Raw genomic sequence first — 23920 nt, forward strand, 5'->3', positions numbered from 1 at the left:
CTCGGGGGAGGATAGCATGACCGAACTGACCGCAGATCCGGGCACCGGGATGCCCGAAGGCTCGCGCACGCCGTGGCACTTCTGGCTCGCGAGCATCGTCTCGCTGCTGTGGAACGCCTTTGGCGCTTACCTTTATACGATGGCCAATCTGGGCGCTGCATCGGTTACCGCCAAAATGCCGCCCGAGATGAAGGCCTACGCCGCGTCGATGCCGATCTGGGCCCACACGGGCTGGGCGATAGGAATTTGGGGCTCACTCGCTGGCTCCCTGCTTCTATTGATCCGTTCGCGCCACGCGGAATGGGCGTTTGCCGCATCGCTGGCGGGCGCGATCGTCAGCTATGTCGCGCAAGCGCAAGCCGGGGTGCTCACTCCTGTCCAACCGATTGTCATCGTCGGCGCGATCGTGCTGCAGTGGTGGTACGCCCGCCGCATGCGTGCGGCCGGGGTTCTGCGCTAACCGCCCTTGGCTTCGACCAGGCGGAGGTACACGTCCGCCACGGCCTGGTTGATCGCATCCCACGAGAAATCGCGGCTGCGCTGCTCGCCCGCGGCGCCGTGTTGCGCGCGCAAGCCCGGGTCGGCGATGTAGCGCGCGATCGCGTCGGCGTAGGCAGGCGAGACATCTCCTTCGGGCACGATCAGCGTGCCCGAGACGCCGTCCTGGACGAGGCTGGTGGTCCCGGTCGCCCCGGCTGCGACCACCGGCAACCCGCTTGCCATCGCTTCCAGCGTGACGTTGCCGAAGGTCTCGGTGATCGAGGGGTTGAACAAGAGGTCCGCGCTCGCCAGCGCCTGGCCGAGCGCCGCGCCGGAGCGGAAGCCGATGAAGCAGGCTTCCTCGCCGAGGTTGTCCTCGAACCACTTGCGCGCGGGGCCTTCGCCGATCACCAACACCTTGTGCGGCGCGCCGCGTTCGCGGAGCAGGCGCATGGTCTCGGTGAACTTGTCGAGGCCCTTTTCCATCACCAGCCGGCCGAGGAAGGCGATCACGACATCGTCCTCCGCGAACCCGAGCTCGCGCCGCCACGCCGGGTCGCGCTTGTCGGGCCCGAAGATCGAGCGGTCGACCCCGCGCGACCAGATCGACACGTCGAAGCTCATGCGCTGCTGCTTGAGCACCTCGACCATGCTCGGCGAGGGGGCGACCAGCGCATCGCAGCGGCGGTAGAACCGGCGCAGGATCGCCTCCACCAGCGGCTCGGTGAACCCGAGTCCGTAGTAGCGCGGATAGGTCTCGAACCGGGTGTGGACTGATGCGAGCACCGGGATGCCATGCTCGCGCGCCCAGGTCACCGCGCGGTGCGACACGACGTCGGGCGAGGATACATGCAGCACGTTGGGCTTGAACCGCGCGAGGTCCTCGCGGATCGATGAGGTCAGTGAAAGCGGGAAGCGAAATTCGCTCCGCCCCGGGATCGGCACCGACGGGATCGAGACGAGGTCGCCGGTCGGCGGGAAGGCGGGCTCGTCGATGGTCGGCGAATACACCCGCACTTGCGCGCCCTTGCTCAGCACATAGCCGACGAGCCGGTTCAACGCCTGGTTCGCCCCGTCGCGGACCATGTTGTAGTTGCCGCTGAACAGCGCAATCCGAAGGCCCGCAAGCTTCATGCGGCGGGCCATACGCAGCGATGGCCGGTCTGGCCAGACTAGAGAACGGTCGCAAAGCCGCCTCGCTTCACCGGCTAATTCCATTGCGCACTTGACTCGCTGCACCGCAACATTAGTGCGGCCGACGGGCCACGCGGTCCCAACGCCGCGCGTGCTCTCTGCAAGGAGAGACTACATGACTGCACAGCCGACGCTCCGTCCGGAGCGCCCTTTCTTTTCGTCTGGTCCCACCGCCAAGCCGCCCGGCTGGTCCTTGGACAAGCTCGACACCCGCTCGCTGGGCCGTTCGCACCGGGCATCCTATCCCAAGAGCCGGCTGAAATACGCCATCGACCTCTCGAAAGAGCTGCTCGGCGTGCCCGAGGACTACCTCGTCGGCATCATGCCGGGCTCCGACACCGGCGCGCTCGAGTGCGCGATGTGGACGATGCTCGGCGGCGGCCGCCCGGTCACCGTGGCGGCGTGGGAAAGCTTCGGCAACGTGTGGATCCAGGATGCGGCCAAGCAATTGAAGCTGCCCAACCTGACCACGCTCGATGCCGATTACGGCGAGGTGCCCGATCTCGCCTCGATCCCGCAGGACAACGATGTCGTGTTCACCTGGAACGGCACGACCAGCGGCGCGAAGATTCCGAACACCGACTGGCTCGCCCCGAACCGCGCGGGCGTGACGATCAACGATGCCACCAGCGCCATCTTCGCGATGGAGATGGACTGGGCGAAGCTCGATGCGACGACCTATTCGTGGCAGAAGGTGATGGGCTCGGAAGCCCAGCACGGGATGCTCATCCTCAGCCCCAAGGCGGTCGAACGGATCGAGAGCTACGATCCCGACTGGCCGCTGCCCAAGCTGTTCCGGATCAAGAAGAAGGGCAAGCTCGACCGCGCGATCTTCGAAGGCTCGACGATCAACACGCCGTCGATGCTGGCGACCGAAGACTACATCATGGCGCTCGAATGGGCGCGAGGCATCGGCGGCCGGCAGGCGATGTTCGAGCGGGCCGACCGCAACGCGAAGACGGTGCTCGACTGGATCGAAGCAACCCCGTGGCTGCGCAACATGGTCGCCGATCCCGCGCAGCGCACCAATACCGGGGTGTGCATGGTCTTCCAGGGCGACTGGTACGAAAGCCTCTCGGCCGAGGAGCAGGCGAACGTGCCCAAGAAGATCGCGGCTGAGCTCGAGAAGCTGGAGGTCGGCTACGACTTCAACGGCTACCGTGATGCCCCGCCGAGCTTGCGGATTTGGTGCGGCGGCTCGGTCGAGCACGAAGACATCGCGCGCCTGCTGCCCTGGATCGAGTGGGCTTACGAAGCCCTCAAGAACGGCGAGCTGTAAGGCCAGCGTCGTCCCAGCGAAAGCTGGGACCTCGTGCCGCCACGCAAAACATTCCCGCACAAGATCCCAGCCTGCGCTGGGATGACGGAGAAATCCCATGACCAAGCCCAAAGTCCTCATTTCGGACAAGATGGACCCCAACGCCGCGCGCATTTTCGAGGAGCGCGGGTGCGAGGTCGACGTGATCACCGGCGAAACGCCCGCCGAGCTCATCGCCCGCATCGGCGAATACGACGGCCTCGCCATCCGCAGCTCGACCAAGGTGACCAAGGAAGTGCTCGACGCCGCGACCAAACTCAAGGTCATCGGCCGTGCCGGCATCGGGGTCGACAACGTCGACGTGCCCTACGCCTCGTCGAAGGGCATCGTGGTGATGAACACCCCGTTCGGCAACTCGATCACCACCGCCGAGCATGCGATCGCGCTGATCTTCGCGCTCGCGCGGCAGATCCCCGAAGCCAACGCGCGCACCCAGGCGGGCGAGTGGCCCAAGAACGGGTTCATGGGGGTCGAGGTCACCGGCAAGACGCTCGGCCTGATCGGCGCGGGCAACATCGGCTCGATCCTCGCCGCGCGCGCGATCGGGCTGCGCATGAGAGTGGTCGCCTACGACCCCTTCCTGACGGAGGAACGCGCGGTCGAACTGGGGATCGAGAAGGTCGATCTCGAGACCCTGCTCACCCGGGCGGACTTCATCACGCTGCATACCCCGCTGACCGACCAGACCCGCAACATCCTGTCGCGCGAGCGCCTCGAGAAGACCAAGCCCGGCGTGCGCATCGTCAACTGCGCGCGCGGCGGGCTGATCGACGAAGCCGCACTGAAGGACGGGCTCGAGAGCGGCCACATCGCCGGCGCCGCGCTCGACGTGTTCGCGGTAGAGCCCGCTAAGGAATCGCCGCTGTTCGGCGCACCGAACTTCATCTGCACCCCGCACCTCGGGGCGAGCACGACCGAGGCGCAGGTCAACGTGGCGCTGCAGGTGGCCGAGCAGATGGCCGATTTCCTGGTCAACGGCGGCGTCACCAACGCGCTCAACATGCCGAGCCTCAGCGCCGAGGAAGCACCCAAGTTGCGCCCCTACATGAAGCTTGCCGAGAACCTCGGCAGCCTCGTGGGCCAGCTCGCCCACGGCAACCTCACGCAGATCTCGATCGAGCGCGAAGGCGCGGCGGCGAGCCTGTCGGGCAAGCCAATCGAGGGCGCGGTCTTGGCTGGGCTGATGCGCCGCTATTCGGACACCGTGAACATGGTCAACGCGCCGTTCCTCGCCAAGGAACGCGGTCTCGACGTGCGCAGCGTGCGGCACGAGCGCGAGGGCGCGTACAACACGCTCATCCGCGTGACCGTGGCGACCAGCCAGGGCGACCGCTCGGTCGCTGGCACGCTGTTCGGCAACGACAACGCGCGGCTGGTCGAAATCTTCGGCATCGGCGTCGAGGCGGAGCTGGCCGGCCACATGCTCTACATCGTCAACGAGGACGCGCCGGGCTTCATCGGCCGCATCGGTACGCTGCTGGGCGAGAGCGGGATCAACATCGGCACCTTCAACCTCGGCCGCCGCGACGCGGGCGGGGAGGCGGTGCTGCTGCTTTCGGTCGACCAGCCGATTACCAAGGAGGTGATCGACAAGGCCTGCCAGCTCCAGGGCGTGAAGACCGTCATGGCGCTGGAGTTCTGAGGGACTAAGCGAGCGGGAAAGCCCTCTCCCCTTGAGGGAGAGGGTTGGGAGAGGGGTCGGCGGCGCAGCCGCCGCTGTTGCGGCGGACCCCTCTCCCTCCGCCGCTTCGCGGCTCCTCCCTCTCCCTCAAGGGGAGAGGGCTTCGATTGGGCTGAACTTCGTATTAGGACGCGTTCATGACCGACCCCACCGCCGACCTCCTGCCGATTGGCCTCGAGGACCGCCTGCCCGCCGCCGCCCGCGCATTGACGCGGGCGCGGCGGGCGGCGCTCGATGCGATGGATGCGCACGGCTACGACCGGGTGATCCCCCCGCTGGTCGAGTTCGAGAAGTCGCTCGCCACCCGCATGAGCGGGGTCGCGACGCGGCGGATGTTCCGCTTCGTCGATCCGGCCAGCCTGCGCACGCTGGCCCTGCGCAGCGACATGACCGTGCAGGTCGGGCGCATTGCTGCGACCAGCCTCGCGAGCGCTCCGCGCCCGCTGCGGCTGTGCTACGCCGGCGAAGTGGCGACGATCGCCAGCGACCAGCTCGATCCGGCGCGCCAGCGGCTGCAACTGGGCGCCGAGCTCATCGGCAGCGACAGCGCGGCAGCGGCAGGCGAGGTTGTCGCCTTGGCGGTGGAAGCGCTCATCGCTGCCGGAGCGACCGGCGTCTCGGTCGATTTCACGCTGCCTGATCTCGTCGATACGCTGGCGGCGAAGGCACTCCCGCTCGACGCCGACCGGGTCGAAGCGGTGCGGCGCGAACTCGACGCCAAGGACGCGGGCGCGCTCAAGGACGCGGGCGGTGAGACTTATCTGCCGCTGCTCTATGCCGCGGGTCCGTTCGAGGACGCGGTGGCCAAGCTGGCGGAGATCGACGCCGGCGGCGCGCTCGCCAGCCGCATCGAGGGCCTGCGCCAGATCGCCGCCCGCGTTGGTGGCGCCGCACGGTTGACACTCGACCCGACCGAACGGCACGGCTTCGAATACCAGTCGTGGTTCGGCTTCACCCTCTATGCCGAGGGCGTGCGCGGCACGCTGGGCCGCGGCGGCACCTACCGCATCGGCGGAAGCGACGAGCCCGCCACCGGCTTCACGCTCTACATCGACCCGCTGATCGACACCTTGGGGAAAGCGCCCGCCGGTGACCTTCTCTATCTCCCGCCCGAGCACGACCCGGCTGCCGCCGCCCGCCTGCGCGCGATCGGCTGGCGCACCCGCGCCGCGCTCGGCGACAATGAGAACCCGGCGGCCCTCGGCTGTACGCACACGCTCGATGGAAACGCGCCTGCCCCACTTTGAGCCCGAAGTTTTCCTACGTCGGGCGCCGCCGCTATTCTTCCGGCCCCGATACGACAGAACGAGCCCACGCAGCGGGATTCGCAAAGGTGACAATGGTGACGGCGATATCGTCACTTAAACGACTGAACTGAAAGAACTTAACGAGCCCAGCGGAGTTTTGAAAAAAGGGGTGGGTCAGTGTGACAAGCATCCCTTCCTTGCTGGCTTCCACCGCATACCCTAGGCGCCCCGCGCGCACGATGAAGGAGATAGCGTGGCCAACGTGACCGTGATCGGCGCCCAGTGGGGCGACGAGGGCAAAGGCAAGATCGTCGATTGGCTCGCCAGCCGGGCAGACGCCGTGGTGCGCTTCCAGGGCGGGCACAACGCCGGGCACACGCTGGTGGTCGGCAACACGACCTATAAGCTCAGCCTGCTGCCGAGCGGGATCGTCACCGGCACGCTGTCGATCATCGGCAACGGCGTGGTGCTCGACCCGTGGCACCTGCGCGACGAGATCGCCAAGCTTGAGGGCCAGGGGGTCACGATCAACCCCGACAACTTCGCGATCGCCGACAACTGCCCGCTCATCCTGCCCATCCACCGCGACCTCGACGGCTTGCGCGAAAGCGCCGCGGGCGCGGGCAAGATCGGCACCACCGGCCGCGGGATCGGCCCGGCCTACGAGGACAAGGTCGGCCGCCGCGCAATCCGCGTGTGCGACCTCGCGCACCTCGACCACCTCGAACCGCAGCTCGACCGCCTCTGCGCGCATCACGACGCCTTGCGCGCCGGCTTCGACGAGCCCCCGGTCGACCGCGAGCGTCTCCTCAATGACTTGCGTGAGATCGCCCCCTTCGTGCTGCAATACGCGCAGCCGGTGTGGAAGCGCCTGAAGAAGGTCCGCAAGGCCGGCGCCAAGATCCTGTTCGAGGGCGCGCAGGGCGTGCTGCTCGATGTCGATCACGGGACCTATCCGTTCGTCACCAGCTCCAACACCGTCAGCGGCACCGCCGCGTCGGGCAGCGGGCTGGGGCCGAGCGCAACCGGGTTCGTGCTCGGCATCGTCAAGGCCTACACCACCCGCGTCGGTAGCGGGCCGTTCCCGACCGAGCTCGACGATGACACCGGCCAAAAACTGGGCGAACGGGGCCACGAGTTCGGAACCGTTACCGGGCGCAAGCGGCGCTGCGGCTGGTTCGACGCGGTGCTGGTGCGCCAGTCGTGCGCGATTTCGGGCGTGACCGGCATCGCGCTCACCAAGCTCGACGTGCTCGACGGGTTCGAGACGGTGAAGATCTGCACCGGCTATCGCCTCCACGGCAAGATCCTCGATTACTTCCCCAGTCACGCCGCCGACCAGGCCGCGGTCGAGCCGATCTACGAGGAGATGGACGGCTGGCGCGAGACCACCGCCGGCGCGCGCAGCTTTGGCGACCTGCCGGCGCAGGCGATCAAGTACGTCCAGCGGGTGCAGGAACTGATCGAGACGCCGGTCGCGCTGATCTCGACCAGCCCCGAGCGCGACGACACGATCCTGGTGCGCGATCCGTTCGTGGATTGAGCCGGTGGTGCGGTGGCTCCTTCCTCTCGCCGCCATTGCCCTGAGTTCGTGCACCTCGCGGGCACAGGAAGTGCTGCCGCCGGCGGACTTCGTGCTGGTCGACAAGTCGCACCGCACGCTGACGCTCTACACCGATGGCAAGCCGACGTGGACCGTTGCCGGCCTGCAGTACGGCGATGCGCCGCTGGGCCATAAGCAGTTCGAGGGCGACGAGCGCACGCCCGAGGGACGCTACACGCTCGATTGGCGTAATCCGAACAGCAGCTATCACCTGAGCCTGCACATCTCCTACCCGAACGACGCCGACCGCGCCTTTGCCGAAGCGCAAGGCCGCTCGCCGGGCGGCGACATCATGATCCACGGCCAGCCTAACGCGCTGCCGCTGGCCGATTCGGGCGTCCGCATGCCGGGCGATTGGACCGACGGCTGCATCGCCGTGTCGAACGCGGAGATCGAGATGCTGTGGCAGGCGATCCCGAACGGCACGCCAATCGAAATCCGTCCGTGATTCCTTGACACCCGGCCTTTGTTCTTCTCTTGTTCGCCCCAAGTCGCAGGGAGTCCGCCACATCATGCCGCAGGTCAACTTCGCTTATGATGAGCCGGAGCATGCGCTGGCCTACTCAGCGGGCGCTTATGCCACGCGCGCTGCGACGCTCGTCGAGATGCGCGAGATTGCCGATGCCGCGGGCTATCTCTTGGTCGATTATGACCTGCTCGCCGAGCTCGACGATCAGCCCCCGCCGCTGCCGGCCGATGTCCTGCTTATCGATTGCCCGATCCAGGAAGGGGCCACACTCGCGGCGCTCGCACGGCTCGATCTTCGAGCGGCGCAAAAAAATATTAAGATTGTTATCTCTACTACAATATCGGCGCTGGATACCGTGTTCGGTTGCTTGGAGCAATCGAACTCCACCTTTTTGATTGAGCCAACTAAGCAAGAACGCGTAGTTGCACTATCGATCGCGTTGGCCAAGGTAGAGTCAATGCGGGTGCGCGAACTCGACGATAACGACAAGCAGGCGATTCGTCGTCTCTCGGAGCAAGTAAATCAGATCGTGCAGCAGCTCGATCGGTTTACTCGCGACGATTCGTTGGCGTTTCGACTTGAGTCACCCGAAAGCGAGTTTCATGGGGAGCGGGACGGCGACCGCCAGCTCATCCGCACCCCGCGGCCGCCGCTGCCCGATCCGCGTCTCGTCCGCCTCATCATTCGCCAGCGGCAGCTCCGCGGACAGTTCTTCGACAGCGAGCTGTTCGCCGATCCGGCGTGGGACATGTTGCTCGATCTCACCGCCGCGCGGGTCGAGCACCAGCGCGTCTCGGTCACCTCGCTGTGCATCGCCAGCGGCGTGCCGCCGACCACCGCGCTGCGCTGGATCGGTCAGATGGTCGAGGTCGGCCTGCTCGAGCGGGTCGAGGACGAAACCGACCGCCGGCGGGCCTTCATCCAGCTGTCGGACAAGGCAGCCGACGCGATGGCGCGCTACTTCGCGGAGCTCGGCAAGGAAGCCAAGTCGCTGATTTGACAGGCGCCGGCCGCTTGCCGCGCGTCGTTGAAATTTCGGCAACCAATTCGCTTTAGGGTGCCCGTTGGTCGCAAGAGGCGCGGGTGCTTTGATCGAAATCGAAATCCAGAACGAGACGCACCAGACGCAGCACCGGATCCGCTTTGCGGCGGTGCCGCGGATCGGTGAGGGCGTGCGGTTGCGCGAGCCGGATGGCTGCTGGGCGAGCTACGACGTGCTCGACCTGTGGTACCAGAAGGCCGATTACGGCGACGTCTGGGTGCCCTACCTCCACGTCTGCATGACGCCGAGCGAGAAGCCGGCCACCGCTCCGGCGCAGGCCCCGCTGGGCGACACGATGCACGGGCGCGACGTCCTTTCGGCCCACCCGCTGCCCGAGCGCGAGCGCCCGGTGTACGGTGAAGAGGAGTTCGAGCCATTCACAGTCTGATCAAGCGCCTGAACGGCGCGCCGCCGCGGGCGGACATTCCGCAGCCGGTGGCTCCCGCTCCCGTGCAGGCAGCGGCGCCAGCGCAGGCTGCTCCGGCCGCGGCCCCGCGCGCGCAGCGGGTCTGCCTGCTGGTCGACGATTCGCGGATGATCCGCAAAGTCGCCCGCCGCATCGTGGAAGGCGCTGGCTATTCGGTGGTCGAGGCCGAAAACGGCGAAGAGGGCCTCGCCCGCTGCCGCGGCGCGATGCCCGACCTCGTGATCACCGACTGGAACATGCCGGTGATGAGTGGGATCGAATTCGTCACCGCGCTGCGCGCCATTCCGACCAGCACGCCGCCCAAGGTGGTGTTCTGCACCACCAACTCGGGCGCACGCGACATCCACAAGGGCATCGAGGCCGGCGCCGACGAATACGTCATCAAGCCGTTCGACGAGGCCGCGCTGATGAGCCGGCTGCAGGCGGTGGGCGCGGCCTGACCGTCTGACATTACTGCGGCGCGCGCAGGACGACGATCAGTCTGGCGCCCTCTGGCTGACCCGCACCGGCCGCCAGCCGCACCGCATCGGCGCGCGCGCGAATGAGAATACTTCCGGGCACTTCGGGATCGTGCATAACAGCGTCCGCCGTGCCGAGCAGGCGCGCCTCGCGCAGCGTAAGATCGTCTGGGTCCTCTGATCTCAGTTGAACCTCGACAGTCTGACCGCCCGAGGTTTCATCGCTCCCGTTCAGCCAGTTCTCGACCTTGCCGCTAGCGTCCTGATCGAATGGATCGAGCACGCCCCCGTTTGTCAACGCGGCGTCGAGCGCTGCGCGCCGTGCAGTGGGATCGGGCCAGCGTTCGCGCATCCGTCCGCGTGCCGCGTGCAGGGCATCCGCGAGCGCGCCGAGGGTGTGCGGTAAGATCGCTTCAAGCCGCAACCGCAATTGCTTGGCGAGCCCAGCTGATGCGCCGCCGGTGCCGACGGCCACCAGCACCGGGCCGCGCTCCAGCACGCTCGGAACAGTGAAATCGCACAGTTCGGGCCGATCGGTCACGTTGACCAGCAGGCCCTTGCCCCGCAACCGCAGCGCCGCCGCTTCGGCCGCAGGCGGATCGTCGAGCGCGACGAAAGCCAGTCGCGCATGATGTGCCTCGGTTTCGCCGCAGCACATTCCCCCGGCGCGCTCGACCAGGCGGCGCTTGGCATCCGCCGCATGGCCGTCGCCCACTACCACCACGCGCTGTCCAGCCACGCGGTGGAACAGCGGGAGGATGTTCAGAGCCACTCAGGCACTCGCTCGGCGTCCATGATCGCCTGCGGATCGATCCGGTCCGCAACGACCGCGAACCGATCGCCGTCGACCAGCACTTCGGGCACGAATCCGCGGCTGTTGTAACTCGACGCCATCGTCGCGCCGTAGGCACCCGCGGTACGGAACACGGCGAGGTCGCCGGTCGCAAGCGCGTCGATTTCGCGGTCCATCGCGAAGGTATCGCCGGTCTCGCAGATCGGTCCCACGATGTGCGCCGTCATCCGTTCACCGCTCGGCGCGACCGCGTCGAAATCGTGCCACGCGCCATACATCGCCGGGCGCATGAGGTCGTTCATCGCCGCATCGACTACGACGAACGGCGGCCCGTTGCCGCTGCGCTTGGTGCGCACCACGCGGGTCAGCAGGACGCCTGCGTTGCCCGCAATCACCCGGCCGGGTTCGAACATCAGTTGGACGTTCCAACCTTGCGTCGCGCGCGCCACCATCGCGCCGTACTCGGCGGGGGTGGGCGTCTCCTCGTTCTTCCGATAGGGCACACCAAGTCCGCCGCCGAGATCGGCGTGAGTGACCGTGCAGCCGCGCGCGCGCAACTCCTCGATCAGCGCACCGACCTTGCCGAAAGCCGTTTCGAGCGGCTCCAATTCGGTCAACTGGCTGCCGATGTGCACGGCGACGCCGCGCATCTCGAGCCCCGGCAGCACCGCCAGCGCCGCGTAGATTTCCGCCGCACGGTCGAGCGGCACGCCGAACTTGTTCTCGCGCTTGCCGGTCGAGATCTTCTCGTGCGTTCTGGCGTCGACGTCAGGGTTCACCCGCAGCGCGGAGGGCACGCGGCGGCCGAGCCCGTGGGCGATCACGGAGAGCTCATAGCCCTCTTCTTCAGACTCGAGGTTGAACTGGCCGATCCCCGCCTCGATACCTTGGATCAGCTCGGCATGCGTCTTGCCGACGCCCGAGAACACCACCTCCGCCGCCCGCATCCCTGCGGCGAGCGCGCGGGTCAGCTCACCGCCCGAAACCACATCGGCGCCGAAGCCCTCGTCACCCAGCACCTTCAGCACCGCCAGGTTGGGGTTAGCCTTCACCGCGAACGCGATGTGCGGGTTGTCGAGCGCCGACAGGCCGTCGCGAAAAACCCGCGCATGGCGGATCAGCGTGGCGCGCGAATAGACGTACACCGGGGTGCCGACCGCCTCGGCGATCGCGGCCAGCGGCACGTCCTCGACGTGAAGCACGCCGTTCTTGAACTGAAAATGATCCATCGGCGGCGCGCTTAGCCGTTCGCCGGCGGGCAAGTCGAGCAAGCGATGCTTGTCCGGCTATGGCTTACGGTTATCCGCGCGCGGTTCACTCTGGCGGGAGGTCGAACGCGTCGTCCTCGCGCTCCTCGGACCGCTTGCGCAGCTCGACCGAGCGGGGCGGGGCGGCGAGCGGATCGAGTTCGAGCAGCTTCTCGGTGTCGGGCTGCGCCTTGGCACCCAATGGCGGCGGCGGGAGCGTGTGCCCCGCGAGCGGTTCCAGCTCGGCCTTCTGCCCGCATGCTGCGAGCAAGAGCACAGCGGTGAGGGGAACGATCCGGCGCATCACGACTCCATGTCCAGCGCCTGGCGCGCCGCGGCCACCTGCTCCCGTACCCGCACCGGCGCGGTTCCGCCATAGCTGGCGCGCACCGCGACCGAGCTGTCGACCGACAGCGCGCCGAATACGCGCTGGTCGATCCGCGGGTCGATCTCGCGCAGTTGGTCGAGCGACAGCGCGTCGAGCGCCACGCCCTTGCTTTCGGCAAGCTTCACCGCAGAACCGGTAATGTGGTGCGCCTCGCGGAACGGCACGTCGGCTTCCCGCACCAGCCAGTCGGCGAGATCGGTCGCAGTGGCGTAGCCGAGCTCCGCCGCCGCGCGCATCCGGTCGGTGCGGAAGGTCGCGTCCGCGATCATGCCGGTCATCGCCGCAATCGACAGCCCGAGCAGGCCGTGCGCCTCGAACACCGGCGGCTTATCGTCCTGCATGTCCTTCGAATAGGCGAGGGGAAGCCCCTTCATCGTCACCATCAGGCTGGTCAGGCAGCCGATGATGCGCCCCGCATGCCCGCGCACGAGTTCGGCCGCGTCGGGGTTCTTCTTCTGCGGCATGATCGAACTGCCGGTGCTGAGGGCATCGGGCAGGCGGACGAAGCCGAACGGCTGGCTCGCCCACAGGATCAACTCCTCCGCCAACCGCGAGAGGTGCAGTGCGCACTGCGCGGCCGCCTGCAGATAATCGAGCGCGAAGTCGCGGTCGGACACCGCATCGAGGCTGTTGGCCGTCGGCCGCGCGAAGCCGAGCGCATTCGCCGTCGCATCCCGGTCGAGCGGGAAGCCGGTGCCGGCCAGCGCCGCGCTCCCAAGCGGACACTCGTCCATCCGCGCGCGCGCATCGGCGAAGCGGCTGCGGTCGCGCCGGATCATCTCGTAGTAAGCGAGCAGGTGATGCCCCAGCGTCACCGGCTGCGCCGCCTGCAGGTGGGTAAAGCCCGGCATGACGCTGTCGGCATGCTCGCCTGCGCGGGTTACGAGCGCGCGCTGCAATTCGACCAGGCCCGCCTCGACCTGTTCGCACGCGTCGCGGACCCACAGGCGGAAGTCGGTCGCGACCTGGTCGTTGCGGCTGCGCGCGGTGTGAAGGCGGCCGGCCGCGGGGCCGATCAGCTCGGCGAGCCGGCTCTCGGTGACCATGTGGATGTCTTCAAGATCGAGGTTCTCGGACACGCCATTCGCCTCGTACTCGGCGGCGATCCGATCGAGCCCTTCGGCGATCGTGCGCGCGTCCTCGGCCGAGACGATTCCTTGCGCGCCGAGCATCGCGACGTGCGCCTTCGACGCGGCGATGTCCTGCCGCCACAACGCCTTGTCGAACGGGATCGAGGCGTTGATTTCGCGCATGATCGCGCTAGGCCCCGCGGCGAACCGCCCGCCCCACATGGAGTTCGCCCCGGTGTCTGTCCGCTTGTCGCTCACACTTGTTCTTTCGGCTGCACTGTTGGCCGCGTGCAGTAAGGAAGAGCCCGCCCCGCCGCAAGAACAGGCCGGCGGCCAGACGCTGACGGGCAAGATCGACCGCAGCCACGCGGGCGACCTGCTGCCGGCGGCCGCGCTGAGCGATCCGACGGGCAAGACGCTGAACACCGGCGCGCTGTCGGGCAAGCCGGTGCTGCTCAACCTCTGGGCCACCTGGTGCGCGCCGTGCGTCAAGGAAATGCCGACGCTCGACGCGCTGGCGGGTGAATACGACGGCAAACTGCGCGTGCTGACCGCGAGCCAGGACCTCGAAGGCGCGAGCAAGGTGGTACCGTTCTTCGCGGACAAGAAGTTCGCGCACCTCGAACCCTGGCTCGACCGCGAGAACGCCCTCAGTACCGCGCTCGGCGGCGACGGCGTGCTGCCGACGACGGTGCTGTACGACGCGGGCGGTCAGGAAGTGGCGCGGGTGGTCGGCGGATTCGACTGGGAAAGCCCGGAGGCCAAGGCGCTGGTCGACGAGGCGGTTGGCGCGAGCGCCTCGTAGTCCGGCACCGCCAGGCCAAGCTCAGCCAGCGGGGCACCGAACAGACCGGTCACCAGCAGTGCCTGGATCTTGCTCACTGGCCACAGGCGCGAAACCGGCGCCAGCACCCGGTCGCGGATTGCCGCCGGGAAACTTGCCGATGACTGATACAATGGCGTGAATGCCGCGGTCAGCGCCTGGTAGAGCGCGACGTGGCCGCTGCGCCAGCCGAACGCGAGGCGGAGGCCTTCCGCCAGCGACGGGGCCGCTTCGATGCCCACGGCCAACGCCCAGGCGTCGAGCAGCGCCATGTTGGCACCCTGACCAAGCTGCGGGCTCGCCGAATGCCACGCGTCGCCGATGCGAATAAGCGCGGGCTCCCGCGGTTGCCGCGCTGTCCGGTGCGAATACCGGGCGAACACGAGCTGCTCCGGAGTGGATATTTGCGCCAGGATCGGCTCGCACGCCGGCCACAGGGCTCGTACCTGTTCCTTCCAAGCCTCTAGCCCACCGTCGCGCCAGTCTTGGTATGCATCGCCGCGCAACGACCAGAAGAAGGACGCCTCGCGATTGTCTTCCGGGTCGCGCCGCCCGGTCGGCAGGACGCCGACCATCTGCTCCGCTTTGAAGTAGCGCTGCTCGAGCAACTGCTCATCGAACCCGCAGTTGTGCGGCCATTGCACGGTCGCCCACAGCGCGCCGAACGGCAGTGGCGAGAAAGCTCGTTTGGACAGCGGGGAGCGCGCACCGAGAGCGTCGACGACCAGATCGAACGGGTCGCTCATCGAGCCGTCAACAAACACGATCGCCCGCTTGCCGCTCGCGCTTGCGGTTGCGGCGATGACCGCGCCGCCGACGAAGGCGATGCCCGCACGCGTGACCTCTTGATGCAAGACGTCGAACAGGCTGGCGCGATGGATGCCGAGCCCGAAGATGCCGGGCCGGCCAAGGTCTGCATAGCGCGCGTCGAGCACGGTCCTGCCGTGCTTATTGAGCCCGCGAAGCGCGCGGATCGGCGCGCCCCTTCGCACGGCCGCTTCGGTCAGCCCCAGCCGGTCGAGCACGGCCAGACCGGTCGGCTGGAGCATCAGGCCCGACCCCAGCGGCTGCGGGTTCTCGAAGCGATCGAACAGGGTAACGTCGTGTCCCTGCCGGTGGAGCAGCAGCGCCGCGGCCAGACCAGCGGGCCCGCACCCGGCGATGGCGATCCGGTAGGGCTTCATGTCGTGCGCTGGCGGAGTTCGCGCGTGGGCGATGACGGGCTCGAACCGCCGACATCCTCCGTGTAAAGGAGGCGCTCTACCAACTGAGCTAATCGCCCCACGCCGGGCGGCTTCTAGTCGGGTTTCACAGGGCGTCAATCGCGGCTAGGGCGCGGCCATGCAACCACCCCGTCTCCGCATTCTCGCCACCGGCGGCACTATCGCCGGGAGTGCGGGCTCCGCGCTGGAGCGCGGCTATCGTCCGGGTCAGATCGGCGCGGCCGATTTGCTAGCGGCGGCTAAGGGTCTTGGCCTCTCCGCCACGTTCGAGGGGCGTGAGATCGCAGCCATCGGGTCGCAAGACATCGGCTGGCGCGAGTGGGACGCGCTGCACCGCGAGATCGAGGCCGCGCTGACGGACGAGGGCGTCGATGGCGTCATCGTCACGCATGGCACTGATACCGCGGAGGAAACCGCGTTCCTGCTCGACCTGACCTTGTCGGCGGGCAAGCCGGTAGTGCTGGTGGGCGCGATGCGGCCGGCCGATGCGGTCGGCAGCGACGGCATGCGCAATCTCGCCAATGCGGTGCGGGTCGCGGGCGATCCTGCGGCGGCGGGGCGGGGCGTGCTGGTGGTGATGAGCGACCAAGTGTTCGCCGCGATCGACGTGCGCAAGGCGGCGACGGGCGGCGCGGAGGCGTTTCGCGGGTTCCCGCGCGGGCCGATCGCGAACGTCACGCCGACCTCGCTCGACTGGTTCGGGCCGGCCGAGCGCACAGGCAGGCCCGCACGCTTCGCTTGGCCGGCAGCGCTGCCCAAGGTGCCCATCCTTTACGCTTACGCGGGGATGGACAAGGGCGAGGTCGCTTGCATGTTGTCAGGAGCGCAAGGGTCAGTGCTCGCGGGACTGGGGCAGGGCAACGCACCGGCCTCCGTGATCGAGGCGTTGGCGGCTTCGGGCGTGCCGGTGGTACGATCGAGCCGGGTCGATCAGGGTTCGGTCGACCGCAACCTCGAAGTCGACGACGATGCGCTCGGCTTCATCGCCGCACGCGGGCTAGGGCCGGCCAAGGCGCGTATCCTGCTGCAGGTGCTGCTCGCCAGCGGGATCAGCGACCCCGCGGCGATGCAGGCGGAATTCGACCGGCGCTAGGTGCTCAGCCCCACGGCGTGACGAGGTACTTTTCGCCGGTCTTCATCTGGCGATAGTCGCTCGCAGCGTCCTTCTCGAGCATCTGCTCCAGGGTCACCTTCTGCTTGTAGCTGCTGGCGAAAGTGCCCTTGAGCCCGGCGAGCACCCGCTGGCGCATGCGGACCATTGTCTCGACACCCGCCTGCGCGAGGAACGGCGTGAGCAGCCAGCCCGACAGCGTCCAGCCGAAGCCGTAGCTCGGCGTCAAGATGGTCGGTCCGGTGTCGAGCCGGCCGTAGATGAACATCCGCTTTTGCTGGTTCGAGCCGTAGCGGTTGTAGTCCTTCATCTTGCCGACCGCGACGCGCTCCATCGCCTTGAAGCAGGCGTCGACCGTGGTCCCGCCGCCGATCGGATCGAAGCCGTAATACGCGTCGGTCGCGTCGATCGCTTCCATCAGCTTGGCGAGGAAGTCGCCGTCCGAGGAGTTCACCACCCATTTGGCGCCGAGATCGCGCAGTATCTGCTCCTGCTCGGGCTTGCGGACGATGTTCACCAGCTCGATCCCGTCTTCCTGGCAGATCTTGACCAGCATCTGGCCGAGGTTGGAGGCAGCGGCAGCGTGGATGATCGCCTTCTGGCCGTCCATCTTGGCGTTCTCGACGAAGCCCAGCGCGGTCATCGGATTGACGAACGCGCTGGCGCCTTCTTCCGAACTGATCTCGCCGAGGGGAAGGCACATGCTGGCGTCGGCGATGGCGTATTGCGAGTAGGCGTGGCCCGGGACGCAGGCGACGCGCTGGCCCATCAGGCCCTTCGCCATGTCGCTGTCGCCGGTCGCCACGACCGTGCCGGCGCCCTCGTTGCCGACGGGCAAGCGCTGGCCGTGGCGGCCCTTCATCGCCGAGTGGAAGGGCTCGGGCATCGTTGCGACGAGCTTGCCCGGGCTGTATTCGCCGGTGTCGAGATCGGCCTGACCGAGCAGGAGCGCGAGGTCCGACGGGTTGATCGGCGCGGCTTCCATCTTGACCAGCACCTGATTGCCGGTCGGATCGGGGAATTGGCTCTCGGCGACCTCGACCGTCAGCTTGCCGTCGGGGGCGAGGGTGGTGAAAAGCTGCTTGCCGGTGGTCGCCATTTCTGAGTCTCCCAGTTTCGGTTTGCAACTTTGCTAGGCGCGCCCGGAGCGATTGGCTAGCCCTCGCCGGGATAGAGGGCGCGCACGAAGTAAAGCCCGTGCGGCGGAGCGTTGAGACCGAGTTGCTGGCGGTCGCGCGCTGCAAGCACCTCGGCCATCCGCTCCGGCTTCCAGCGGCCCATCCCGACCAGCGCGAGGCAGCCGACCATGCTGCGCACCTGGTGATGCAGAAAGCTGCGCGCGGCAGCCTCGACGATCACCCGATCGCCCTCGCGTCTCACGTCGAGCCGGTCGAGTGTCTTGACCGGGCTCGCCGCCTGGCACTGGACCGAGCGGAAGGTGGTGAAGTCGTGCTTGCCCACCAGCGCCTGCGCGGCGCGGTGCATCGCCTCTGCATCGAGGGTGGGACCGATCTGCCACGCACGATCCTTCTCCAGCGTCAGCGGCGCGCGGCGATTGGCGATGCGGTATTCGTAAGCGCGGCCGATGCAGCTGAACCGGGCGTGCCAGTCCTCCGGCACCACCTCGCACGCGATCACGGCGATCGGATCGGGGCGGAGGTGCGCGTTGACTGCCTCCATCAGCCGGAACGGCGCGATGTTCTTCTCGACATCGACATGCGCGCGCATCGCCAGCGCGTGGACGCCGGCGTCGGTCCGGCCCGCGGCGTGTAGCGTGACGCGCTCGCCAGTGACCGCGAATACCGCGTCCTCGACCGCCGCCTGCACCGTCGGCGCGGTGGCCTGGCGCTGGAGCCCGGCGAACGGCGTGCCGTCGAATTCGAGCGTCAACGCGAAGCGGGTCACCCGATCAGCGTCCCCGCCGGGATCGGCTTGCCGCGCAGGAAGGCGTCGACGTCCATCGCCGGCTTGCCCGCGCGCTGGATGCGCAAGGGGCGCAGTGCAGCGTAGCCGCAGGCGACCGTCAGCGCATCGTCAAGCGTCAGCCCGGGCTTGCCCTCGCGCGACACCACCGCCGCGCGCAGCACCTTGATCCGCTCGCCGTCGAGCTCGAACCAGGCGCCGGGAAACGGCGCGAGGCCGCGCACCTGGCGCTCGATCGCCTCGGCGTCGCCCGACCAGTCGATCCGCGCCTCGGCCTTGTCGATCTTCGGCGCGTGAGTCGCTTCGCGATCGTCCTGCGGCTCCGCCTGCAGGTTGGGGAGGTCGTGCAGTGTCTCGACCATCAGCCGCGCGCCAATTTCGGCCAGTTCCTCGGTTAGCTCGCCGGCGGTCTTGTCCTCGATCGGCGTGCGCGCAACGCTGAGCATCGGGCCGGTGTCGAGGCCCGCTTCCATCTGCATGATCGTCACCCCGGTCGCCGCATCGCCCGCCATGATCGCGCGCTGGATCGGCGCCGCCCCGCGCCACTTGGGCAGCAGGCTGGCGTGGACGTTGAGGCAGCCGAGCTTCGGCGCGTCGAGGATCGCCCGCGGTAGGATCAGACCATAGGCCGCGACCACCGCCACGTCGGCCTCCAGCGCCGCTAACTCCGCTTGCGCCTCCGGCTTACGCAGCGACACCGGCGACCGCACCGGAATGCCCCGAGCCTCGGCTTCCCGCTGCACCGCGCTCGGCTGCAACTGCTTCCCGCGCCCCGCCGGCCGCGGCGGCTGGGTGTAGGCGGTGACCACCTCGTGCCCCGCCTCGATCAGCGCGACGAGCGTCGGCACCGCGAAGGCCGGCGTTCCCATGAAGACGATGCGCATAAGAGGGCCGGCTAACCTTTCGCGATAGGGCGCCAGCCCCTATCTCCCGCCCCATGGCATCGCAAGAGATCGAGACCCTGAGCTCAGCACTGGCGCGCCTCCCGGGCCTTGGTCCGAGGAGCGCGCGGCGTGCGGTGCTGTGGCTGGTGAAGCGGCGCGAGACCGGCCTGCGCCAGCTTCTCGCCGCGCTCACCGAGGTGCAAGAACGCCTGATCGAGTGCCAGGTCTGCGGCAACGTCGACACCCAGAACCCGTGCGGTATCTGCGCCGATCCGCGCCGTGACCAGCGCTCGTTGTGCGTGGTCGAGGATGTCGCGGACCTGTGGGCGCTCGACCGGGCGAAGCTGTTCACGGGCCGCTATCACGTTCTCGGTGGACGGCTGTCAGCACTCGACGGTGTGCGGCCGGAGGACCTCACCATCGGCCCGTTGATCGAACGGGTTCGCCAAGGCGGGATCGACGAGGTGGTGCTGGCGATGAACGCCACGCTCGAGGGCCAGACCACAGCGCACTACATCGCCGAACGCCTGGAGGGGCTTCCGGTTCGCATCACCCAGCTCGCCCACGGCCTCCCGGTCGGCGGCGAGCTCGATTACCTCGACGAAGGCACCTTGGCGCAGGCGCTCCGCGCGCGGCGACCTGTAAGCTAAGCCCGTTCCAAGATGGTCTCGGTGTGGAGCGCGCACTTCCACTCGCGGCCCTCGCGCACCCAGGTGCTCGCGTCGGAGCAGGTCATGTCCATCGGCGCGCCTTTCATCTCGCCGCGCTGGCGGACCTTGTAGGCGATCACGCCGGTATCCTCGTTGGGGAAGATCACGCTCACCTCGGAAAACTCGAAGCTGTCGAGCGCCCACTGACCGGCCTTGGTCATCTCGCCATACTTCTCGGGGTCGATCTTCATCGATCCCATCGGACCGGCGATCAGGCATTCCTCGGCGATCATTTTCATCGCCTTGCCCGCGTCCTTGTCGACCATCGACTGCCAGAAAGCGGTTTCGAGCTTGACGATCGTGTCGCTGCTGTCGGTCATCCGGTCTCTCCTTGCCTCTTCGCAATGGACCAACCTAAGTGAAGTTCCGCGCAGGGCAGGGCGCCGTTCACTTGCCGTTACGGCGCAAAATGCATATCTGGCGCGCATGGCCATTCGTCAGATCCTGGAAGTGCCGGACCCCCGGCTTAAAGTCGTGTCCGAGCCCGTGACGCAGTTCGATGACGAACTGCGCGCGCTCGTCGATGACATGTTCGAAACGATGTATGATGCGCCCGGCATCGGCCTCGCCGCGATCCAGGTCGGCGTGCCCAAGCGGCTGCTTGTGATCGACCTCCAGCCCGACGATCCCGACGCCGAGCCTGAGCCCTGCGATCACGACGGTCACCACCATCACCACCAGCCGACCAAGAAGGAACCGCGGGTGTTCGTGAACCCGGAGATTCTGGAGCCCGCGGAAGAGCTTGCGACCTATTCCGAAGGCTGTCTCTCGGTCCCCGAGATCTATGCCGACGTAGACCGCCCGGCGCGCTGCCGGGTGCGCTGGCAGGACCTCGATGGCCAGTTCCAGGAGGAAGAGATGGAGGGGCTGATGGCCACCTGCATCCAGCACGAGATGGACCACCTCGAAGGCATCCTGTTCATCGACCACCTCAGTCGGCTGAAGCGGCAGATGGCGCTCAAGAAGCTCGATAAGCTCCGCAAGGCTGCGTGATCCATTAGGCGCGCGCCGCGATGTGCAACCTCTACCGCATGACCAAGACGGTCAGCGAGGTTGCGGGCTGGTTCGAAGTGGTCAACGAAGCGGCCGGCGCCAATTTCGGCGACGAGGTCTATCCGGGTTATCCGGGCATCGTCGTGGCGGAAGGCCGCGTGCGCCAGATGGCGTGGGGCTTTCCGGTGGTGCTCAAGGGCAAGCAGGGCCAGCCGCTGAAGCCCAAGCCGGTCAACAACGCGCGTGACGACAAGCTGCTGACCGGCTTCTGGCGCGACAGCTTCGTCAAGCGGCGGTGCCTGATCCCCGTCTCGCAATGGGCCGAAGCCGAGGGTGAGCCGGGCAGCAAGACCCGCACCTGGTACCAGCTAGCGGGGCACGAGCTGTTCGCGGTTGCCGGCCTGTGGCGCCCGACCGCCGAGTGGGGCCATGCCTACACGATGGTGATGTCGGACGCCTGCAGCCAGATGGCCGATGTGCACGACCGGATGCCGGTGATCCTCACGGCGGACCAGTGGGATTTGTGGCAGCACGGCTCCCCCGACGAGGCGCTGGCGCTTGCAAGGACCTGTGACCTGGAGCTGCATGTCGAGCGGACCGACGAGCGCTGGGCCGGGACTGCAAAGAGCGCGCAGAAGACGCTGCTCTAGCGGAGCGTCAGTCCTTCCCGATCTCGCGCCAGCTCTTTTCGCTCACCTCGACATCGTACTTCTTCGCCGCGGCCTTGATCCGTTTCCACGCGGCGTCGCGCTCGTCGTCGTTCACGCCCTTGACCTGGTTGAACCGCGCGATCGCGTTGCGGACGTGGCTGGCGTCCTCCAGCGGCTCCTTGCGTTCCTTCGGAAAGGCGAACTTGCCGTCGTCGAGATCGTCTCGCTTGTCGTCGGAGAGCTTGCTCATGCGGCACCATGCTCGAACGTGCTGCGTTCGCCATCCGAGTGCACTTCGTTGTTGAGCGCGGCGAGGGCGCGGCGGCAGTCGTCGGCGCATTCACGGCACATCGTCGCGCAGCGCCGGCAATGCGCGTGATCGTGGCGGCGGCACTCTTCCTCGCAGGTCTGGCACGCTTCGATGCACACGGCGAGTATGCTGCGGATGAGCTGGCGGTTCTCGTCGGTGCGGCGGGTAGCGACGCGATAGGCGGTGGTGCACACGTCGGCGCAGTCCATGCACAGCCGGATGCAGCGGCGCATGTCCATTTCTTCGGCACTGCAGGCGTCGGCGCACGAGTTGCAGATCGCCGCGCAGTACATCGCATGCTTGACCGCTTCGCCGAGGGTGTCGTTATGGTCGCTCCCGACATCCGGGTGCTCGCGGATCATTTCCTTGATCGACATGGCGCTCTCCTTCGCTGGGGGGAGCGCGCGAGCGCCGGGGATTGTTCCGAAATTGCCTTTCCTACATTTCGCGTTCCGCCTATGTTCCCGTGATGGACACGACTGCGATCTTATTGATTTTGGCGGCTCTGGCGCTCGGCGCGGTGGCGGGATGGTTCTTCGGCTCGCGCCCGGCAGCCGACTGGCGCACCCGCCACGGCGAGAGCGAGACCGAGTGCAAGGCGCTCAACGAGAAGCTGTCGCGGATGGTCCCCGAACTCGCCACGATGAGCGAACGGGCGACCCGCGCCGATGCGCTGGCGGCGGCGCTCGATGCCGCCCGCGAGGAGAATATTGCGCTAAAGGCGCGTGAGGCTGGCTTCGCCGAAAAGGAGCGCCTGCTCGAGGAATCGCGGGTCAATCTCCTCAAGGAATTTGAGAACACCGGGGCGAAAGTGCTTGGCGCGGCTCAGGAAAAGTTCCTCGCAGCAGCGACGGAACGCCTGGGGCATTCGGAGAAGGCGAACGAAGAGAAGATCAAGGCTTTGCTGGAGCCGGTGGGGTCGCGGCTCAAATCCTACGAGGAGCAAGTCGCCGCATTGGAAGCCAAGCGGGTCGATTCATTTGGCCAGCTCACGGGCCTGATCGAATCGATGAAGCTGGGCCAGGAGCAGGTCCGGCGCGAAGCGCAGCGCCTCGGCAATTCGCTCACTAATGCGCCCAAGGCGCGCGGGCGGTGGGGCGAGCGGGCGCTGCAGAACGTGCTCGAGCAGTGCGGCCTCTCCGAGCATACCGACTTCGAGCTGGAGCATTCGATGGATACCGACGAGGGCCGCCTGCGGCCCGACGCGATCGTCCGCGTGCCGGGGCAGAAGAAGCTGGTGATCGATGCGAAGGTGTCGCTCAACGCCTACCAGGCGGCGTTCGAGGCGGACGATGAGGACGAACGCCGGCGGCATCTCGACCTGCACGCCAAGTCGATGCGCGGGCACGTGCAGACGCTCGGCGCAAAAAGCTACCAGAGCCAGTTCGACGAGGCGCCCGACTACGTGGTGATGTTCGTGCCCGGCGAGCATTTCGTCGCCGCGGCATTGGAGCATGATCCGGAGCTGTGGGACTTTGCTTTCCGCAACAAAGTGTTGCTGGCCACTCCTACCAACCTGGTCGCGATCGCGCGGACGGTCGCGCAAGTCTGGCGGCAGGACACGATCGCGCGCGAGGCGGTCGAGATCGGCAAGGCGGGGACCGAACTCTACGACCGGCTGGCAACTGCGGCCGAGCACATGAAGGGCGTCGGTGCTGGGCTTGACCGGGCGGTGCGCAAGTACAACGATTTCGTCGGAAGCTTCGAACGCAACGTGCTGACGTCAGGCCGGCGCCTGCGCGACAAGGGCATCGAGATCGGCAAGCGCGAGATCGAGGATGTGCCGCTGGTCGAAGCCGCGCCGCGGTATGTTGCCGCGCCCGAGCCCGAAACGACTGCCAAAGATTAGGTTGAAAGCGCAGACGCTTGGCCGCTA

Annotated in this window: 27 protein-coding genes and 1 tRNA gene; 15 read left to right on the forward strand and 13 right to left on the reverse strand. The window is 67.4% G+C overall.

All coding sequences use genetic code 11. The features are described 5' to 3' along the window. Window positions 1-16: 16 nt before the first annotated feature. Window positions 17-460, forward strand: coding sequence for a hypothetical protein (locus tag ELY12_RS08935; RefSeq protein WP_126176349.1), 444 nt, complete (start codon window positions 17-19; stop codon window positions 458-460). On the opposite strand, the gene ELY12_RS08940 is transcribed toward ELY12_RS08935, so the two are convergent. Then, the gene (locus tag ELY12_RS08940; RefSeq protein ID WP_126176350.1) at window positions 457-1614 is read right to left on the reverse strand and encodes a glycosyltransferase family 4 protein; all 1158 of its coding nucleotides are present in this window, start codon (window positions 1612-1614) and stop codon (window positions 457-459) included. The two genes, ELY12_RS08935 and ELY12_RS08940, sit on opposite strands and share 4 nt — an antisense overlap. A gap of 175 nt (window positions 1615-1789) precedes the next feature. Between ELY12_RS08940 and ELY12_RS08945 the strand changes: the two genes are divergently transcribed. The 8 genes from ELY12_RS08945 to ELY12_RS08980 all read left to right on the forward strand — a co-directional run bounded on the left by ELY12_RS08945 (window position 1790) and on the right by ELY12_RS08980 (window position 9901). Further along, window positions 1790-2953, forward strand: a complete 1164-nt coding sequence (locus ELY12_RS08945; RefSeq protein ID WP_126176351.1) for a phosphoserine transaminase — start codon at window positions 1790-1792, stop codon at window positions 2951-2953. A 97-nt stretch (window positions 2954-3050) separates the two neighbouring features. Further along, entirely contained in the window at window positions 3051-4634 is a 1584-nt protein-coding gene (gene serA / locus ELY12_RS08950) for a phosphoglycerate dehydrogenase (protein ID WP_126176352.1), read from the forward strand. Window positions 4635-4810: 176 nt separating this feature from the next. Then, window positions 4811-5920 carry an ATP phosphoribosyltransferase regulatory subunit gene (locus tag ELY12_RS08955; protein ID WP_126176353.1) on the forward strand — a complete coding sequence of 370 codons (1110 nt, stop codon included), beginning with the start codon at window positions 4811-4813 and terminating at the stop codon, window positions 5918-5920. A gap of 253 nt (window positions 5921-6173) precedes the next feature. Next, window positions 6174-7463, forward strand: coding sequence for an adenylosuccinate synthase (locus ELY12_RS08960; protein ID WP_126176354.1), 1290 nt, complete (start codon window positions 6174-6176; stop codon window positions 7461-7463). A 70-nt stretch (window positions 7464-7533) separates the two neighbouring features. After that, window positions 7534-7971, forward strand: a complete 438-nt coding sequence (locus ELY12_RS08965; RefSeq protein ID WP_338142058.1) for a L,D-transpeptidase family protein — start codon at window positions 7534-7536, stop codon at window positions 7969-7971. A gap of 64 nt (window positions 7972-8035) precedes the next feature. Then, window positions 8036-8992, forward strand: a complete 957-nt coding sequence (locus tag ELY12_RS08970) for a winged helix DNA-binding protein (protein ID WP_126176356.1) — start codon at window positions 8036-8038, stop codon at window positions 8990-8992. Window positions 8993-9080: 88 nt separating this feature from the next. Further along, the gene (locus ELY12_RS14515; protein ID WP_241229796.1) at window positions 9081-9422 is read left to right on the forward strand and encodes a hypothetical protein; all 342 of its coding nucleotides are present in this window, start codon (window positions 9081-9083) and stop codon (window positions 9420-9422) included. 62 nt (window positions 9423-9484) lie between these two features. Next, the gene (locus ELY12_RS08980; RefSeq protein ID WP_126176503.1) at window positions 9485-9901 is read left to right on the forward strand and encodes a response regulator; all 417 of its coding nucleotides are present in this window, start codon (window positions 9485-9487) and stop codon (window positions 9899-9901) included. Between the two features lie 10 nt (window positions 9902-9911). Here the strand turns inward: ELY12_RS08980 and ELY12_RS08985 are convergent, their stop codons facing one another. From ELY12_RS08985 to argH, 4 genes are all read right to left on the reverse strand, one after another. Beyond that, entirely contained in the window at window positions 9912-10691 is a 780-nt protein-coding gene (locus tag ELY12_RS08985) for an NAD(P)-dependent oxidoreductase (protein WP_338142059.1), read from the reverse strand. Then, complete coding sequence (gene lysA / locus ELY12_RS08990; RefSeq protein ID WP_126176357.1) at window positions 10682-11941, reverse strand: diaminopimelate decarboxylase; 1260 nt, start codon at window positions 11939-11941, stop codon at window positions 10682-10684. The genes ELY12_RS08985 and lysA overlap by 10 nt, the downstream gene beginning before the upstream one ends. Before the next feature lie 85 nt (window positions 11942-12026). Then, complete coding sequence (locus tag ELY12_RS08995; RefSeq protein WP_126176358.1) at window positions 12027-12263, reverse strand: YdgH/BhsA/McbA family protein; 237 nt, start codon at window positions 12261-12263, stop codon at window positions 12027-12029. Then, window positions 12263-13639 carry an argininosuccinate lyase gene (argH, locus tag ELY12_RS09000; RefSeq protein ID WP_126176359.1) on the reverse strand — a complete coding sequence of 459 codons (1377 nt, stop codon included), beginning with the start codon at window positions 13637-13639 and terminating at the stop codon, window positions 12263-12265. The genes ELY12_RS08995 and argH overlap by 1 nt, the downstream gene beginning before the upstream one ends. Between argH and ELY12_RS09005 the strand changes: the two genes are divergently transcribed. Then, window positions 13638-14222, forward strand: a complete 585-nt coding sequence (locus tag ELY12_RS09005; protein WP_241229797.1) for a TlpA family protein disulfide reductase — start codon at window positions 13638-13640, stop codon at window positions 14220-14222. The genes argH and ELY12_RS09005 overlap by 2 nt on opposite strands. Here ELY12_RS09005 and ELY12_RS09010 read toward each other — a convergent pair. Next, window positions 14129-15424: an FAD-dependent oxidoreductase gene (locus ELY12_RS09010; protein WP_126176361.1), complete on the reverse strand. Its 1296-nt coding sequence runs from the start codon at window positions 15422-15424 to the stop codon at window positions 14129-14131. The two genes, ELY12_RS09005 and ELY12_RS09010, sit on opposite strands and share 94 nt — an antisense overlap. 25 nt (window positions 15425-15449) lie before the next feature. After that, a tRNA-Val gene (locus ELY12_RS09015) sits at window positions 15450-15522 on the reverse strand. A gap of 59 nt (window positions 15523-15581) precedes the next feature. On the opposite strand from ELY12_RS09015, the gene ELY12_RS09020 reads away from it, so the two are divergent. Further along, on the forward strand, window positions 15582-16556 hold the full coding sequence (locus ELY12_RS09020) for an asparaginase (protein ID WP_126176362.1): 975 nt from the start codon (window positions 15582-15584) through the stop codon (window positions 16554-16556). A 4-nt stretch (window positions 16557-16560) separates the two neighbouring features. Here the strand turns inward: ELY12_RS09020 and ELY12_RS09025 are convergent, their stop codons facing one another. From ELY12_RS09025 to fmt, 3 genes are read right to left on the reverse strand one after another with little or no spacing between them, the layout of a single operon-like run. Continuing rightward, entirely contained in the window at window positions 16561-17673 is a 1113-nt protein-coding gene (locus tag ELY12_RS09025) for a zinc-binding dehydrogenase (RefSeq protein WP_126176363.1), read from the reverse strand. Window positions 17674-17729: 56 nt separating this feature from the next. Next, the gene (gene truA / locus ELY12_RS09030) at window positions 17730-18479 is read right to left on the reverse strand and encodes a tRNA pseudouridine(38-40) synthase TruA (protein ID WP_126176364.1); all 750 of its coding nucleotides are present in this window, start codon (window positions 18477-18479) and stop codon (window positions 17730-17732) included. Beyond that, a complete protein-coding gene (gene fmt / locus ELY12_RS09035; RefSeq protein ID WP_126176365.1) occupies window positions 18476-19381 on the reverse strand; it encodes a methionyl-tRNA formyltransferase in 906 nt (301 codons plus the stop codon). Before fmt ends, truA begins: the two co-directional genes overlap by 4 nt. 53 nt (window positions 19382-19434) lie before the next feature. Here fmt and recR point away from each other — a divergent pair, with 53 nt between their 5' ends. Beyond that, window positions 19435-20031: a recombination mediator RecR gene (recR, locus tag ELY12_RS09040; RefSeq protein WP_126176366.1), complete on the forward strand. Its 597-nt coding sequence runs from the start codon at window positions 19435-19437 to the stop codon at window positions 20029-20031. On the opposite strand, the gene ELY12_RS09045 is transcribed toward recR, so the two are convergent. Beyond that, a complete protein-coding gene (locus ELY12_RS09045; RefSeq protein ID WP_164549465.1) occupies window positions 20028-20411 on the reverse strand; it encodes a nuclear transport factor 2 family protein in 384 nt (127 codons plus the stop codon). The genes recR and ELY12_RS09045 overlap by 4 nt on opposite strands. Window positions 20412-20517: 106 nt before the next feature. Here ELY12_RS09045 and def point away from each other — a divergent pair, with 106 nt between their 5' ends. Further along, the gene (gene def / locus ELY12_RS09050; protein WP_126176368.1) at window positions 20518-21084 is read left to right on the forward strand and encodes a peptide deformylase; all 567 of its coding nucleotides are present in this window, start codon (window positions 20518-20520) and stop codon (window positions 21082-21084) included. A 20-nt stretch (window positions 21085-21104) separates the two neighbouring features. After that, window positions 21105-21734 carry an SOS response-associated peptidase gene (locus tag ELY12_RS09055; protein ID WP_126176369.1) on the forward strand — a complete coding sequence of 210 codons (630 nt, stop codon included), beginning with the start codon at window positions 21105-21107 and terminating at the stop codon, window positions 21732-21734. 7 nt (window positions 21735-21741) lie between these two features. Here ELY12_RS09055 and ELY12_RS09060 read toward each other — a convergent pair whose 3' ends face one another. Together ELY12_RS09060 and ELY12_RS09065 are read right to left on the reverse strand one after the other, a co-directional pair. Then, window positions 21742-21984 carry a DUF6582 domain-containing protein gene (locus ELY12_RS09060; RefSeq protein WP_126176370.1) on the reverse strand — a complete coding sequence of 81 codons (243 nt, stop codon included), beginning with the start codon at window positions 21982-21984 and terminating at the stop codon, window positions 21742-21744. After that, window positions 21981-22421: a four-helix bundle copper-binding protein gene (locus ELY12_RS09065; RefSeq protein ID WP_126176371.1), complete on the reverse strand. Its 441-nt coding sequence runs from the start codon at window positions 22419-22421 to the stop codon at window positions 21981-21983. The genes ELY12_RS09060 and ELY12_RS09065 overlap by 4 nt, the downstream gene beginning before the upstream one ends. Before the next feature lie 92 nt (window positions 22422-22513). On the opposite strand from ELY12_RS09065, the gene ELY12_RS09070 reads away from it, so the two are divergent. Further along, window positions 22514-23893 (forward strand): DNA recombination protein RmuC, encoded by a 1380-nt coding sequence (locus ELY12_RS09070; protein ID WP_126176372.1) that lies wholly within the window; start codon window positions 22514-22516, stop codon window positions 23891-23893. The last annotated feature ends 27 nt before the right edge of the window (window positions 23894-23920 follow it).

Source organism: Tsuneonella rigui (assembly GCF_003958625.1).
Lineage (GTDB): Bacteria > Pseudomonadota > Alphaproteobacteria > Sphingomonadales > Sphingomonadaceae > Tsuneonella > Tsuneonella rigui.